General features: G+C 61.2%; 11 protein-coding genes. 2 read left to right on the top strand and 9 right to left on the bottom strand.

Annotated features, from left to right (window positions below; all coding sequences use genetic code 11):
• Positions 1–802 (top strand): cytochrome C (locus tag IT350_09585; protein MCC6158292.1); only part of this gene is annotated, 802 nt, incomplete at its 5' end.
• 323 nt (positions 803–1,125) lie between these two features.
• Here the strand turns inward: IT350_09585 and IT350_09580 are convergent.
• A complete protein-coding gene (locus tag IT350_09580; protein ID MCC6158291.1) occupies positions 1,126–2,883 on the bottom strand; it encodes a CocE/NonD family hydrolase in 1,758 nt (585 codons plus the stop codon).
• A 121-nt stretch (positions 2,884–3,004) separates the two neighbouring features.
• Here IT350_09580 and IT350_09575 point away from each other — a divergent pair, with 121 nt between their 5' ends.
• Positions 3,005–4,522, top strand: coding sequence for a VWA domain-containing protein (locus IT350_09575; GenBank protein ID MCC6158290.1), 1,518 nt, complete (start codon positions 3,005–3,007; stop codon positions 4,520–4,522).
• 71 nt (positions 4,523–4,593) lie between these two features.
• Here the strand turns inward: IT350_09575 and IT350_09570 are convergent, their stop codons facing one another.
• The 8 genes from IT350_09570 to IT350_09535 form a co-directional block, all read right to left on the bottom strand.
• Positions 4,594–5,112: an OsmC family protein gene (locus tag IT350_09570; protein ID MCC6158289.1), complete on the bottom strand. Its 519-nt coding sequence runs from the start codon at positions 5,110–5,112 to the stop codon at positions 4,594–4,596.
• A 12-nt stretch (positions 5,113–5,124) separates the two neighbouring features.
• Positions 5,125–6,381 carry an IMP cyclohydrolase gene (locus IT350_09565; protein ID MCC6158288.1) on the bottom strand — a complete coding sequence of 419 codons (1,257 nt, stop codon included), beginning with the start codon at positions 6,379–6,381 and terminating at the stop codon, positions 5,125–5,127.
• 3 nt (positions 6,382–6,384) lie between these two features.
• Positions 6,385–7,068, bottom strand: coding sequence for a hypothetical protein (locus IT350_09560; protein ID MCC6158287.1), 684 nt, complete (start codon positions 7,066–7,068; stop codon positions 6,385–6,387).
• Complete coding sequence (locus IT350_09555) at positions 7,068–7,916, bottom strand: formyl transferase (protein MCC6158286.1); 849 nt, start codon at positions 7,914–7,916, stop codon at positions 7,068–7,070. The genes IT350_09560 and IT350_09555 overlap by 1 nt, the downstream gene beginning before the upstream one ends.
• 190 nt (positions 7,917–8,106) lie before the next feature.
• A complete protein-coding gene (locus IT350_09550) occupies positions 8,107–10,362 on the bottom strand; it encodes a beta-propeller domain-containing protein (GenBank protein MCC6158285.1) in 2,256 nt (751 codons plus the stop codon).
• Between the two features lie 351 nt (positions 10,363–10,713).
• Complete coding sequence (locus IT350_09545) at positions 10,714–12,372, bottom strand: hypothetical protein (protein ID MCC6158284.1); 1,659 nt, start codon at positions 12,370–12,372, stop codon at positions 10,714–10,716.
• A 296-nt stretch (positions 12,373–12,668) separates the two neighbouring features.
• A complete protein-coding gene (locus tag IT350_09540; protein MCC6158283.1) occupies positions 12,669–14,348 on the bottom strand; it encodes a delta-60 repeat domain-containing protein in 1,680 nt (559 codons plus the stop codon).
• Positions 14,349–14,356: 8 nt separating this feature from the next.
• Positions 14,357–15,820, bottom strand: a complete 1,464-nt coding sequence (locus IT350_09535) for a hypothetical protein (protein ID MCC6158282.1) — start codon at positions 15,818–15,820, stop codon at positions 14,357–14,359.
• Positions 15,821–15,903 lie beyond the last annotated feature (83 nt).

Genomic DNA, 15,903 nt, shown 5'->3' with positions numbered 1-15,903 from the left:
CAAGCCCATCGCCCGCGTCATGCACATCATCCTGAACATGTGCTTCTTCACGCTGACCATCACCGGCCTGCCGCTCAAATTCAACGACGAGGAATGGTCCAAGGCGGTCATCGGGTTCCTCGGCGGCGCCAACGTCGCCGGCACCATCCACCGCACCGCCGCCGCGATTCTCATCACGCTCTTCAGCGGCGCCATCGTGATGTCGATTCGGTTTCTGTTGAATCCCAAACACGGCAAGAATGTGTGGGCGCGCCTGATGTCGCCCGACTCGCTGTGGCCGCGCAAGCAGGACTGGTACGACTTCCGCGACATGTTCAAGTGGTTCCTCGACATGGGTCCAATGCCGAAATTCGACCGCTGGACCTACTGGGAGAAGTTCGATTTCCTGGCAGTCTTCTGGGGCATGTTCGCCATTGGCATCTCGGGGCTCATCCTGTGGATGCCCGAGGTCACGGCGAAATTCCTGCCCGGATGGATCTTCAACGTCGCCATCATCGTGCACTCGGATGAAGCGCTCCTCGCGACGGGCTTCATCTTCACCGTGCACTTCTTCAACACGCACTTCATCCCGACGAAATTCCCGATGGACACGGTCATCTTCACCGGGCGCATCCAGAAGTACAAATTTCTGGAGGAAAAGCCGCTGTACTACGAACGACTGGAACGAGACGGCCGCCTCGAAAAGAACAAAGGCGGAGCGCCGGACATCCTGACGAACCTCTTCTCCAGCGTCATCGGCATCCTGTTCCTGACGACAGGGATCGTTCTCACGGTCCTGATCGTGATCAGCCTCCTCACCTGACGAGGCCGATTCCCTTCCGCAAGCGCGGCTTTCGGGCCGCGCTCTTTTTTTTGAAAGGCTCCGCGAAATTCGGCATGCACGATGCGAGCGCTTTCGCGATGTCTCTCACATCGCCCTGACGTAAATCATAACGAAAATTCTTCGACGTCGCTTACAAGGAGATCGTTGATCGGACGTGAAGCAACCGGTCAATAGCCGGCTGGGGGAGGCACCCCGCCAAACCGAGTCGGAGTCCCTCCTTCACACAAAGCACGACCCAAGGAAACATCGCCATTGCCCCGGCCAGTCCGGGGCAAATTTTTTTGGGCGAAGCTCCTTCGACCTCAAGGCCGAATCGGCAGAATCAATCGGGAGTCGTGCGACGGATCGTGGAACACCGTCATCGTCACCGATTCCCGGTGCGTCTGCGCGTCGAGATCCTCACCGGTATTGGGGTTTTCGAAAAACCCGCAATGCGACGGCCGAATCTCGATGGCGAGCCGCGAACCCGCGCGGATCTTGGAGGCGACCGGCGGGAGATCCTGCGGCCAGTGCACCATCGCGCCGTCCACCGGCGAATCCGATTCGTCCCGATATCGCAGACGCGACTGCGTGAGCGCGATGGAAACCCGGTCGCCGACCGCGGGGATCTCGAACAGCTCCACAAAGAGATCCGCATCGGCGGTGTCCGCCGACACAAAGAGGTCCGCGACGACCGTGCCCGCCAGATAGTACGCAGCCCCTGCGGGTTCGCTCGTGTACGTGAGCGAATCGAAATCCCCGTCGCACGGATCGTCCGTCGCGGGATCCACGGTCACGTCGTCGGGATCGGTGTCGGCCGCGGCCGCGGTCGAGAGGATTCCGCCCGACACGCCGTGATCGAGGTGCAGGATCTGGTCGGCGACCGTCTCCGGCGGCCATTCATCCGCGACCCAGTACAACACGTCGCCGGGCGCCGCGTACTGCACGCGCGGGACCGTTGTGAAATCGACGTCGTACCCGCCGAGGTACTTGTCCACGTAGTCGCGCATCAGCTCGCCGGGCTTGGTCGAAAGAAAGGGAAATACGTACGTGTGATAGCCGTGTCCCTCGGGGACCACCATCAGCCGCTGGTCGTCGAAGTGCGTGGCGCAGGCTTCGGTACGAAGCGCGGTCCACGTCTCGATGGGATCGCGCCATCGCAACTCCATCGCGAAGATCGACAACACGGGCGCGCAGATATCGGCCACCCGGGGGAGCAGCGACCGGTCATCCCAATCCTCGTCCCAGGGGTTCGGGCGCTGCACCAGCGCCTGCCAATAAGGGTCGGCCGATCCCAGAACGGCGAGATCCGCCCCGGACACGTCCAGCATGTTCGTCGTCTCGGTGATGAGCGCGTCCGACATCCAATCGCCGGTCGCGAGCGTGTGCAGGAACTCCAACCGGCCCTTGCTGACCGTTCCGCGTTCTTTGTGCGGGCCGGTCTCGTTGTTCGGGGCTTCCTCGGCGATCACCACTCGCACGCGCGCGTTGCCCACCGCCGCCGCGAGCGCGGTGTAGGCGTCGTAGCTCGCGCCGATCGTTCCCACGGCGCCGTTCGACCACGACTGGTCGGTGATCCAGTCGCTCGTGGCGACACCGTCGTCGATCTCGTCGACGTACGCGGCGAACTCACCTTCGGATTCCCCCCGGCCTCGGCAATCCTGCAGCACGAATGCGTAACCGTCGTCGACGAACGCCCGCGCGCGCGCTTCATAATTGCTATCGCTGTCGGCATGACGATATGGCGTGCGCGTCATGACCGCCGGTACTCCGCTTGAGGGAACACTGTCCGGAAGAAAAACTTTTGTGCGCAATCGGACATCGCCATCGACCTCCAGCATTTCGATGTATTCGTCACCGGGCGACCACGTGTCGTCGTCGTCGTCATCATCGGTGTCGTCGTCGGTGTCGTCGTCGTCCGGGCTTTGATCGTCATCGGAAAAATCATCGTCCGTGCCGGTATCGTCGTCCTCGACGTCGTCATCGGAGGATGACCCTCCGGAATCGCCGGAACCGCCGCCGCACGCAACGCACAAGGCCGCCAGGAGCCACGCGGCGAAAAAGAGGCGCAAATCCGTCATGTTCGTCTCTCCACATTCAAATCCGCATTTTTCTTCTAGCATAATCCGTCGGGTGTGTGGTATGTATGTATTTACGCGGTTTCGGTTCGAGAGTCTGCGTTTTTTCAATTCGGAGGAAGGCATGCCAAAGGTAGCGATGACGCTGTTGCTGGCGCTCGTGTGCTTGACCCTGATCGGATTACCGGGATGTTCGTGCTCGGTATCCGGCACCAATGAGGAGGGAGACGACGATGATGATGATCTCGGCGTCGATGATGACGGCGGAGGCGACGACGACGCCGAGGACGACGACACCGATGACGACGATGACGACACCTGCCCCGGGTTCATTCTCGAGATGCGCGGAAACGCCGAGGTCTGCGAACCGGCCGGCGTGAGAACGACATTCACGATCCAGACCTGCGACGGGGATCCCGTTCCCGACATCACGGACGACAACTTCGAGGTCATCAACGATGAGACCGGCGAACCCTTCCAGTCCGAGGGCGGCTCGTCGTCGTTCGTCGAGGCGATGAATTTCGAGTTCTACACGATCCTGATCCTCGACATGTCCAACTCCATCGTCGAGAACGATCGTCTCGACGACGTGCTCGACGGCGCGGAGATCTTCGTCGAAGGTTTGGTCGAGGCGCAGACCGGAAACTTCCGGCACTCGGTCGGCATCTACGCGTTCGGCAGTTCCGAGGCTTCGGAACTCGTGCAGGACTTCACCGACGATCCCGCCACGCTCTATGCCACGATCAACACGCTGCGCTCTGAACCCGGACGCGGTTCGACGAACCTCTACGGAGCGTTTGCGAACGGACTCGATCTCGTCGAACTGGAGGGTCTCGGTGAGGATCTCGTCTCGCGCAATCTCGTGCTGTTCACTGACGGCACGCACGAGACCGGCGACGCCGAGGAGCTGCGCGCGTACGTGCTCGCCAAGCTCGCCGAGTCGAGTGTGATGTCGTACACGATCGGCATCAACGGCGACTACAACCAGGAAGACGTGGCCGAACTCGCCAGCAGCCCGTCGAACTTCGTGAACGTGGACGACTCGTCGGATCTCGGCGAGGCGTTCGAGACCATCTCCAATCTCATCGACGACTGGTCGCGCAGCAACTACGTCATGGGCGTGTGCAGTCCGCTCGAGGGCGAGAACCGCTCGCTCACGATCCGCATCACGCGGGCGTCGGACTCCGGTGAACTCCAGGTGCACTACAGCGCCGTGGGCTTCAACCTCGTCGGTTGCGACGCGGAACTCGTCGCGCTCGGCCAGGGGTGCGAGGGCTACGATCCCCCGGGCAACAATCCGCCGCGGCTCAGCAACGGGTTCTGGCGCGAGGCGCCTCCCGACAAACCCTTCACGCATCAGTTGGTCTGGTCTGTTTGCGACGAGGACAACGATCTGTCGGGCGGTCAGGTGTTCACATGGCTCTCCGGCACGCACGTGCCGTTTTTCGGCGACTACGAAATCTTCTTCGACGACTTCACCGACGGCCCGCCCAGCGCGCCCGATTGCGATAATCCGGTCGAAATCGACGGCATCCCCGTCGACCTCACCGGAATCATCGTGGATCTGTGCGCGGACGTCGAAGTCACCGACGGAAACGGAAACCTGAGCAACAAGCTGACCAATATCTGCGTCGATCTCTGATCGGCGCGAGACCAACGACTTCGGGCGCCCCCGTGGGCGCCCGAATTGTTTTGCCGCGATCCGCGGATCGCTCAGGCGAGTTCGATCGTGAGCGGGATCGGATTCGAAACGCAGTACACGCCGGGGCACTTGTTCGCGGCCTCGGCCTTGATGCGCTCGATCACCTCGCGCGGCGCATCGGCATCCACATCGATCGTGATCGTCACGGCCTTGACCATGGGATTTTGCGAGAGTCCGAACGCGCGCGTGAGATCGATCTGATTCTCGACCACGGTCTTCACGCGGCGCAGCGCCACGCCCTGCTCCGCCGCGATCTGCACAAAGGTGCCCGTATAGCATGCACACAGACCGAACAGGCAATATTGGATCGGGTCGGGTGCGAGCCCGGCGCCGCCCATCGGCGGCGCGAAATCGGATTGGACGGTCGTTTGACCCGCCGCGTGGGGCATCACCGCGCGAAATTGCGGCTCGCCGTCGGCGAAGTTCCACTCGCCCTCGGCGCGCTTGCGCATTTGCGCCTTCGCGGGGTCGGCCGAAACCGCCGAGGCGAACTCGCCCATCGTCTGAAGATTGATGTTGTTGAGCTTCATCGGCGAATCCCGTCAGTGTTTGAATGAACGCTCGCCGGTGAACACCATCGTCGCGCCGGCTTCGTTGCAGGCCTCGATGCAATCCCAATCCATGATCGAGCCGCCCGGCTGCACGATGGCTTTCACGCCCTCTCGCAGTCCGACCTCGATGCCGTCGCGGAACGGGAAGAACCCGTCGGAGATCATCACGGAGCCCTGCAGCCCGCCCTTGAGTTCCGCCGCGTCCCGCTGGATCTGCTCGGCACGTTGCGGGTTTTTCGCGATCAGTTCGTACAGCGACAACCCCATGCGCTCGAAGCAGATGCGGTCCGCGAGCTTGCGATACGCCTTGTCGCGCGCGATCTCGGCGACGCCCACGCGGTCCTGCTCGCCGGTGCCGATGCCGATCGTCACGCCGTCGCGCACGTAGATCACCGAGTTGCTCGTCACGCCCGACTCGACGAGCCAGCCGAAGAGCATGTCATCGAGTTCCTGCTCGCTCGGCTTGCGCCGAATCGCGAACGTCTGGCCCTTGTAGGACGTCGTCGCGGGAACGAGCCCCTCGCGCGTGCGCACCTGCGGCGTGTACGACCACTGCGCCACGAGGCCTCCGTCGATCATGCTCTTGAAATCGACGAAGGGCTGGGCGACGAACTCGTGCAGCCGGTCCATCCGCGCGATCCGCATAATCCGCAGATTCTTTTTCTGCGTGAGAATCTCCATCGCGCCGTCTTCAAACTCCGGCGCGACCACCACCTCGGCGTAACGCTTCGCAATCTCGTCCGCAGCCTCGCGATCGACCGCCCGGTTGAACGCGATGCACCCGCCGAACGCCGCGACGCGGTCGGCCATGTCGGCGCGAACGTATGCCTCCGCGGGCGATGCCCCCAGCGCAACTCCGCTCGGGTTGTTGTGCTTCATGATCGCGACACACGGACGATCCGTGAAATAGCGGATGATGTTGAGCGCGTTGTCGGCGTCGGTGATGTTGATCTTGCCCGGGTGCTTGCCCGATTGCAGCAGCTCGACATCGGACGCGAGCCAGCGACCCGGCGCGATACTCGTCACCGCGCCGAGCGTCAGATTGCCGTTGACGTGACGATAGAGCGCGGCTTCCTGCCCGGGGTTCTCGCCGTAGCGAAGTCCCCTGCGTTCGCCCTCGATGTCCCACGTGACGCGCTCGTAAAACAGCGTCTGCTCGCGCGCGGCCCCGCCGAACACGATGCGCATCTTGTCCGGAAAGTGGTCCTCGAGAATCGTGCGATAGGCCTTTTTCAGATCGTCCGCCATCGTTCACTCCACCATCGCATAGCAATCACGAACCGAATTCGAGGTCGCCACGCCGAGATAGCCCGCGATCGTCGCGTCGTACTCAGCCGTGTGTGCGAATGCCTTTTTCGCGAGATCGAACCGCAGATCCAGATCCAGCGCTCCATCGTTCTCCTCGAGCGCCTCGATGATCCGCGGGTAGTCCGCGGGATCGGTGACGCTCGCCGTGCGAATATAGTTCTTCGCCGAGGCGCGGATCATGCACGGCCCGCCGATGTCGATGTTCGCCCGCGCTTCTTCCACCGTGGCCGAATCGCTCTGGATCACCGCCGCGAAGGGATAGAGATTCACGATGGCCATGTCGATCGGCGACGCGTCCGTGCGCGCGAGATCCGCCTGATGCGACGGGTTGTAAGTCTCGGTGAGCAGTCCGAGATAGATCTTGAAGTCGAGCGTTTTCACGAGGCCGCCCTGCGTCTCCGGCTGGCCGGTGTAGTCACTCACCTGCTGCAGGATCGCCCCGGCGCGCGTACCGAGGATCTTCGCGATCGACGCGTACGTGCCGCCCGTCGAAAGAATCTTCACATCGGGGACGACACGCACGAGTTCGGGGACGAATGACTCCAGCCCCGTCTTGTCGAAAACCGAAATCAGCACACGACGCACCTTCACGAATCGGTCGATCTTTTCGACCACATTGCCCGGCATCACAAATCCTTTCCGGAGGCGATTGTCGCCTCGCCTCGCTCGTCCAACAGCACCCCCGACGGCGCACTCCCGCCGTCGAAACACAATCCGCCCATCTCGTCAAATCCGTATCGACCGTCCGCGATCCACTCCAGCGCGCGGGGGAAGATCTCCCAGTCGCCGCGCTCCTTCAACCGGGTCTGATGTTCGTCGGCGATACGACGCAGATCCGACCTGCGTTCGGGGCGCACGAGATCCGCCGAAGACTCTCCGGCGGGAAGATGCACGGGGATCGGCGCGGAACGCAAAAGAACCTCGCCGTAATCGACCGCCGCGCGCACGATGTGCACCGAGGAACGCAGATGGCGTTCCCCCGCCGCGATGGCGACATCCACCGCCCGCGCACCGGTGTAAAGACGCCGATTCCCATCCCGCACGCACAGGTCCGCCGGGTGCACGTTGATCATGTGCCCGGGGAACCGCTCGAGCAGGGGCTTCGTGACGATGCTCATGTATCCGGCGAGCGCGACCACGTCGATCGGAATTTCGCGCAGAAGGTCGATGGTGCTTTCATCGAACGCCGGGCGCAATGTGAGGTCGCGTTTGTCGGCGTGGCCCCGCGACCGGTAGAATTCCATGATGTCGTTGGTGACAACAGGAATGTCGAATCGCTCGCCGATCGCGCCGGCGTTGCTCGCGGCGTTGTCGGTGAAAATCACGACCACACGATAGGGGCTACACCCGCGCGACGCGTCGAGGCGTCGCTCGTGTTCGAGAATCCTGACCAGATTCGTCCCAGACCCCGACAAAAATCCCGCCACGCGCATAGCCCGGTCCGGCACGGGTCGGAACAGGGGCGCGAAACGCACGGGAAACCTCCGGGAGTTGAACGGGAATCGGCCGAGCGAGCCGGATGCCTTGGGCGACGGAGATTAGCAAAACGACCGGGTTCGGTAAAGAAGAACCGCGCGAAACTTTCCGAAGCCCGGCCAATGCGGAAGGGGATCGGCCCATCGCCGATCCCCTCCCCTCGCCGCGAACTCGTCCTCGAACGGCTCTTTAGCCTTCCCAGCCACCGTCGGTCCACCCGTCGTCGGTCCACGGGTCGTCCCAGTAGTCGTCCCACGGGTTTTCGTAGGGCAGGTCGTCGTGCGCCGCTTCTTCGACGCCGGTGATGAGCGAAGCGACAATCGCAGCGTCGGAGATCGTATAGAGATAGTCGCCGATCACCACCGACCGGTGCGCGATGGGCAGGCTCCACAGGGTGTCCTCGCCCTCTTCCGGCAGATAGGCCGTGTGATCGACGAACCCGAGCAGCGTGAAACCGGCGTCGGGTGTGACGCGATAAACAACCACGCCCGTGCGTGGGCCGTCGTCGTCAGCGGCGACGGGTTCGGTCTCGTCAGGCGAAATTTCTTCGCCGCCGTCCCAGTCGTCGTCGCCCCAGTCATCGTCCGTCCAGTCGTCCCAGCCGTACTCGGTCAGCGGAATCGCCAGCAGGTCCTTGGGCTCGTAGTAGAGAAACGCCTTGTGGTCGCGCAGCGCTTCGGAGTCGCCGCTCCATCCCTCGGCCACGACCTGCTTGTACGCGATTTGCGGGTCGGCGAAGTCGGAGATGTCGAACAGTTGCAGCACCACGCCGCCCGTCGAACCCCATTCGTCGCCGTCCTGCCCGATCGTCAGGATGTGGTCGTCATCGAAGGGGTGGATATACGTCGAGAAGCCCGGGATGTGCAGCTCGCCCACGATGCGCGGATCGGTCGGATCGCTGACGTCGAGCGTGAAGAGCGGGTCGGTCTGCACAAAGGTGACCATGTAACCCCGATCGCCCATGAAACTCGCGCTCATGATCTGCTCGCCCGGAGCGATCCCGCCGAGGTGCCCGATCACGTCGAGTTGCCCCTCGCCCTGGCGAAGAACGTAAACGTGGTTGCTCAGATTGTCGCCCCACCAACCCGACGTGGACGCGACGCGCAGGTCGCCGTCCTTGCTTTCGCCCATCGAGAACTGGTTGAGGACCCAACCTTCGATTTCGCCGCTGCCCGTGTACTGGGCCTGCCCGGCGTCGCCGCTGATGTCGAACTTGTGGATCATCGAGCGGGCCGTGTCCTCGCCGGTCCACTCGAACGCGGTCTGCGCGTCGCCCGCGATGTAGATCGCCGCGGTCGAGCCGTAAATCAGCGTGCCGTCGGAGAGAAGCGCCACGTCGGGCTGCTTTTGGCCGGGCAGACCAAGGTCAAGGGTCACGAGCGACGAAACCGCGCGGCCCATCGGGTCGAGCGGATGGAAAAAGTCTTCGCAGTTGGACAGGAAGCCCATCTGACGCTCGGAGCCCTGAACGTCGAAGTAACGCGGCAGCCACGCCTCGAGCGGCGCGCTCTCGATGATGACGCGGTTATCCTGCATCAGCGAGTCGTAGGCGGCGCGAAGCGCTTCCTCATCCAGATCACCGTTCTCCTCGTACTGCCAGGGATCGACCCAGGTTTCGACCTGCGGGCCGGGCGGATACGACTCGACCACGATGCGGATCTGTTCGTCGATCCGGCGGGAACTCAGGTATCCGCCCTCGATGTACATGCGGCGGATTTCGACCGGATTCGAGGTGTCGCTGATGTCGTAAATGGTCACGACGAGGATGTCGTACAGCAGTTCGTCGCGGGGCACGCTCTGGAACACGTCATCCGCGATGTCCTGCGGATGCGTGCGCGAGAAAACCACCACGAAGTTTTCGTAGAAGAACATCTCGTGCGTCTTGCCGAGGATGTCGACGCGCGAAAGCTCGCGCAGGTCCTCGGCGGGGCTGGGGTCGTAGATCAGGAGCTGCCCGCCCGCGAGCAGATAGAGATACGAGCCGTCCGTCTTCACGATGTCGGCTTCGTCAACGTTTTCTTCCTGCGTGTTGGTGTCGGAGAAGTCGTCGTCATCGTCGTCGCCTTCCGAGGCGCCGTCGTCGTCGTCGGTCGAGCCGCCATCGTCATCGGCGGCGTCGCCATCGTCGTCACCGGCGTCATCGCCGTCGGTCGGCGTCTCGTCGTCATCGCCGCCGAACCAGTCGTCGTCGCCGGCATCGTCATCGCCCCACCAACCGCCGTCGTCCCAGTTCGACCAGGAATCGACGGTCTGCTGGTAGTTCAATTCCATGGCGCGAAAAACCTGATCGGTGGTCACGAGACGCACCCAGTCGAGCACGTCGTCGCAGTCGCCGCAGCGCACGAGACCCTGCTCAACAGATCCGATCTCGTCATCGCTCGTCGAACCCTCCGTTCCGCAACCCGCGATGGCGAGCATCCAGATGGCGAGGACGGGGATCAGCACTCCCGGGAAAATTCGCCGTGTCCATTTCGCCCATGGCATGATCTGCAAGCCTCCAAAAAGAGCACACGTCCGTTCAAACCGAAAACCCGGTGACCGAGAGGATCCACCGAGGCCCATTACCAATGAAATATCTAGCAAAACCCGTTCCTCATGACCATTCGTCGATATTTCGGTCAGTTAGCGAAATCCGCTCCGAAAAACCCCGCGCAAATAGCATCAGATTTTTGGCGTCGCCTCAAATTTCTGAGGGGGAAATCCTCGATTTTCTCGCGTGTTGGCGCATTCGACCCGACGAACGCCCGCGCCGTTCCCGGCTCCTGACGAGCGGTCAGGGCACGGTGTATTCCCCGGTCAGGGCACCATGTACTCGGTCGTCGAGGCCACCAGATTCGCGCCATACGCCGTGATGGCGACCATATCCCCAGACGCGAGATTCACGGCGAACTCGGCCGCGCCGTCGGCGTCGGTCGAGTGGCGAACCAGCACCCCACCCCGCACCGAGAGAGCCACGTCGATGCCCGAAGCCGGCGCGCCGTCCAACTCAACCGTCACGCCGATCGTTTCGTAACCCGCTTCCAGCGAATCGTGCACCGACAGATCCAGCGTGCCGGGTGTATCGGTCCAGATGCGCAGCATGGGATCGCCCATCAGCAGCACCGAGCGCTGCGTGTACCATTCCGCACCGGGGAACATGTCCATCGGAAAGTTCACGCGTCCTTCCCCGAGGGTGACGTACGCGACCTCCGACCACAGCGTGCGTCGCGCGTTCATCAGCGCGTCACCCAAGATGGCGTCGCCTTCCACGAAGATCGAGCGCGTGAGCGCGTGGTTGAACTGCACTCCGCCGACCGGGCCGAGCCCGATGAGCGCGTTGCCGATGTACGCCACCGCGCCGCCGTCCGGGTTATTAACGAGAATCTCGGCAACCGAGTCGTCGTTGTCGCCGTCCTGCGGCGGGTTGTCCCCGTTGTCGTAGGCCTTGTCCGCGAAATTGCCCGACAGGCACGACGTGGTCACGAACACAAACGGCACCTCGTTCTGAAGATTCTTCGCGAACGTCCGGCTCATGAGCAGCGTCAGCCAGTTGTAGTCGCCATGCGTGTTCGTCACCGAATACGTGTAGCCGTCGTTTTCGAACGCCTCGCGCACGAGATCCGTCGTCCCCACCTCGGCACCCACGAGATCCGCGTAAAGCTCCGTACCGTAGAGCCGCCGCATCGTCGCCTGCATCGCTTCCGGGATGTAATCGTGGATCAGCGGTTCGTGCATCATGCCGCCGTCGATGTCGCCCACGATGGGCACCGACGCGGCGGTGTCCGCGAGAAAAATCGGCGAGATCGCGCGTTCGGCCACGGCCCCTTCGCCCGACTCGTAGCGAATCGCCTTCGCCACGTAACCCGCCGCCTCGTCGGCGGTCTGAACCGGCACGCGACCAACGGCGATCTCGGGATCGCGCAGATCCCCGAGCGAAATGTCCTCGTCTTCCTCGCCCGCCGTGCCGTCGCCGTCCGCATCCCAATTCAGGTCGAGTTCCTCGAAGTAGGTCTCGATCGGCGCGTTGCCGAAATAGTCCTCGAGCGCCCAGACCTCGCTGTAGCCGCGAAAATACGGAATCACATCGGCGTCTCCGCCCAGCAGCACGTAACGCACCCCCTCGGCCGCGCGCCCCGCGAGGTAGTCCTGAAGGTCCGCGGCGCTCGCCCCGGAACCGATCGCATCGTCGATCGTCACGACATCGGTGCGCAGCCCGGTGCGGTCCTTCCAGTCGGCCAGCGTCGTCCACGCATCCGCCATGTCGGCGTTCGTGACAATGAGAGCCACGGGCTCGTCCTCGCGGGCGTTGTCGTCCACCGGGCCGCCGGCGTCGTCATCGTCGTCGTCGCCGGTTTCGTCATCGAGAACGGAATCCGTATCGTCATCATCGTCGCCGCCGCCCGCGCACCCGGTCGCGAGGGCGATCACGATCGCCGTGAAGATCGCCAAGCCAAACCACCGACGGACGCTGGTCATATCGCAGTCTCCCCATAGTTCGGGCCGGATTCTAGCACAATGGCGGGACGGGAACATGGGTTGCGCGGCGGGGCGATTCTGCCGCGTATTGCGTCCGCAGGGGTGAGCGCCAAACCGAAAGCAGGAATTCCGCGTGAGCGTCGTCGTCGCGCGATTCGGCGATCTATCGCAACAGGATCACTGCGGAACACAGGCGATCCACGCCGCCGCCGAGTTCACGGAGTCCCTCGCGAGGTCTCGAAGTATCGCGGGTTCCCGGAGGCTCCCCCGGCGAATCTACCCTTGAGTCTCGCATGTCAGCACCCGCAGCAGCCGTCGGAGTCATCGTCGTCCGAATCGGCCGCGTCATCATCGTCGGAAGGAATCGTGTCGTCGTCGTCGTCCGTCGTGTCGTCGTCAGCCGCGTCGTCGTCCGGCCCGTCGTCATCGGGCAGGTCCGGCGGCCAATCGCATTCGGGCAGGTTGACGCGCTGCTGGCCGATGAGCTCGCCGGTTGCGTCAAAGCACGCAAAGACGGCGTCCTCGCGATCCCCGAGATCGGGGTTCACCGAGCCGAGCCCGACGCACATGCCTCCGCTCGGCGAGAGCGTCGCCTTGTCGAGCCGGTCCTTGAGTCCCGGTTCGGGAGACCACGATTTTGTCCAAATTTCGCCGCCCGTGGCGTCAAACCGGCCCATCCACGCGTCGCCCGCGTCGTCGCCCTCGCCGGGCGCCGTGCCCGCGATCCAGATCTCGCCCGCAGGCGACAGCGCCGCCCAGCCGACTTTTTCACCAAGAAGCGGCAGGCCACCCACTGTGGCCTCGCCGATCACGCCGCCGTCGCCGTCGAGGTCCAGCCGCCACGCGCCCTTGTGGCCCGTGTCGTCGACGAAGGTCCCGACCAGCGAGAGACTTTCGTCGCCGTCGATCGTCATCGACATCTCCTCGGTCGCCCCCGCGCCCGGCAACTCGTGTCGGTACTGCCAGCGCTCCTCGCCGTCCGGAGAGAGGCGCACGACGAAGACATCCATCGCTCCGCCCACACGCGACGCGATCCCCGCCGCAATCACTTCGCCGTCCGACACCTCAGCCAATTCCACGCCGATATCGACGCCGCCGCCGACGTTGTCGAGAACGTAGCTCCAGATGGGGTCGTCCGCGTGGTCGTTGGGGTCCTGAACAGCGGCGCGAATCACCGAAAAATTCGATTCAGCGCAGTCGCGATAGGGATCGCCCGCCCACACCGAACTGCGTTCAGTGCAGTTCATGCCCACCGAATAAAACTCGTCGCCCTCAATTTGGATAATCCGTAAAAAACGATGAGTGCCACTGAATGTGTCATAGCGTTTCATAAAATATATGCTCTTCATTTCCAAATCAATGAGATCGACGCCAAACACGATTGACTCGTCTTCGTAAGGCGAATTTCCTACTATTCCCAGAAAATGTTTATTCCGCAGGCCGGCCGAACTGCTGTCAAGCAGTCCAGGTATCAAGTAATCTTTTTCTTGATGAGAAATCCATACGTATCCACCAAAATAATCACTAAAACTACAATAATATGTATTTTCGAATTTGCAAACGTCAATTGACTTCACATTTAAAAATCCTGGTTCGTATAAAATGAGCGCCGGACCCACGCCCGCTTCGTAATCCGAAAATTCATCGGGATAGTATATTCCGTAGGGAAACGCGCTTCCAATAAGAATGATAACGTCAAATACTTTCTCAACGTCGTTGACTCTCCTCAAGTAATATTGCAAAGAGATGTTTTCATCAACTTCTGAAGAAATGAATTTATCTTTGGATTCCAGTATCATCCCAAATGGCGGATTTTCTCGATTGATGGTGTAAGCGCCAGAAACAATCATGTCTTCGTCGACATACTTTAAGACGCTGACCTTGGAATGGCATACTGAATTTTCAATCTGTCCTTCACTTTTCATCACAAAAATAAATCCACCTGTGAAGACGATTAATATTAGTATTTTTTTCATAACTCTCTTCACCTCCTTGTCATTAAACGATTGTAGTAAACAATAAATTCTCCGACTATTCCGAATCCGCCATTTTCTTCCGCTCCTTCTGGAGCTTCTCTCCACATTATTTCCGGTCTGCCTCCGATCTGGCGTTTATCAACCACCTCGCATTCGCGACGACAACAAACATCTCCATTGTTTCCGTTTATCGCGAAAAACGACATTTCGGTCGCAGAGATCGACTGCCACTCGATGAAAAATCCTGAATGAGCATACCCATTGTCGTGTGCGTAGTAGTAACCGCTTCGAATATGGCGTTGAAGTTCGTCAAACGGCAAGAACCGATCCTCTGTCGACGCCGATATCCACACATCCTTCGTTTTCATGAACGCCACAATGTCCGGGGAATCGATATCGAGTCCTTGCTGTTCCACGTACCACTCGAGTTCTCCGGCAAACTCCCAGTTGGAGTTCGTCAACACCCAGTACGCAAACTCGCCGCACCACCACGGGGGTGCCGCCCACCACCACTCCACGCCGTTCGGCGCGAAGTAGATCCGCCATTTCTTGGGATACTCCGGTCGCCACGTGTGCCCGATTCGAAGGGCCGCGACATACAACGGATCTTTGGAAAATGCCGTATCGTACGTGATGGCGGACGGGGTGTAACCGCACTGATTCACGCGAAACGTCTTGATCCAATTCGAAAGATGTAACGGAGTGCCAGCATCAATGATTGTGCTGTTGAAAAACACGGAAAGCGCTAAAGGACGAGGGCGTTCACGATATTCCGGCAAAGGTCGTTCATAACCCGGTGGAGATGATCTGGTATCCAGAATCGTTTTTGTGTTGAGAACGTACCAAATTCTAGAAATTGAAATCTCGCCTGTCCCGACGACGGAAATCGTCACGTGGTCCCACGTCGCGGCGTCCCGGATATTCGCCTCGGTGACGGCCGGATCGAGATCGAGCATCAGGCCCGAAGGAAAATCTTCGATGGTGCTGTTCGGGTCTCCGGGATTGTTGAACGACTGATAGCACCAGAATGCCAGAAGGCTCGAAAACGCGCTTTGGTCGCGGTTGTCCAGTGCGCGTCCCATCGCTTTTTCGAATGGGATGCGCTCCGCAATCTGAAATCGGTGCGAGTTCGACGTGCCGCTGGACAGCATGTGCTCCACGTGGAAGTTCTCGCCGTCCGCAGATCCAAATGTCAATCGCACGCGCGCCGTCGGCGTTGTCGGAAGGTCGTATTCGATCTCCACGAACGTATCGTCGATCAGCCCGTGGAACCATTTGGGCAGGATCTTTCCCTTGATCGCCTTCTTGCTCCACGGCGCGTATTCCTCGAAATCACCCTCGTAGTGGATATATCGGTTCTTTTCTCCTTTTTCGATAGGACGGTCATCCCTCGCACGCTCGTACATCCTCGCTATGCGCCAGATGAACCCCGACGCGTCGATCTTGTCGGCGACTGGAGCGGTGATCTCCACGAAAGGGCGCTCCGGCCCGCTCCTCGGTCCGGGTGCGTCGAGGCGCATGAATATCCCATCCGGAACGATTTCGTACGTCAGAT

It is taken from the genome of Deltaproteobacteria bacterium (assembly GCA_020845895.1).
Classification (GTDB): domain Bacteria; phylum Lernaellota; class Lernaellaia; order JACKCT01; family JACKCT01; genus JADLEX01.
Note: the sequence above shows the minus strand (reverse complement) of the source record. Positions and strands in the feature narration are given on the sequence as shown.

Excerpts from the sequence above, each read along its gene's own strand:
- IT350_09540 (MCC6158283.1), bottom strand. The coding sequence starts at position 14,348 with ATGAAAAAAATACTAATATTAATCGTCTTCACAGGTGGATTTATTTTT.
- IT350_09560 (MCC6158287.1), bottom strand. The coding sequence starts at position 7,068 with ATGCCGGGCAATGTGGTCGAAAAGATCGACCGATTCGTGAAGGTGCGT.
- IT350_09565 (MCC6158288.1), bottom strand. The coding sequence starts at position 6,381 with ATGGCGGACGATCTGAAAAAGGCCTATCGCACGATTCTCGAGGACCAC.
- IT350_09575 (MCC6158290.1), top strand. The coding sequence starts at position 3,005 with ATGCCAAAGGTAGCGATGACGCTGTTGCTGGCGCTCGTGTGCTTGACC.
- IT350_09545 (MCC6158284.1), bottom strand. The coding sequence starts at position 12,372 with ATGACCAGCGTCCGTCGGTGGTTTGGCTTGGCGATCTTCACGGCGATC.
- IT350_09570 (MCC6158289.1), bottom strand. The coding sequence starts at position 5,112 with ATGAAGCTCAACAACATCAATCTTCAGACGATGGGCGAGTTCGCCTCG.
- IT350_09580 (MCC6158291.1), bottom strand. The coding sequence starts at position 2,883 with ATGACGGATTTGCGCCTCTTTTTCGCCGCGTGGCTCCTGGCGGCCTTG.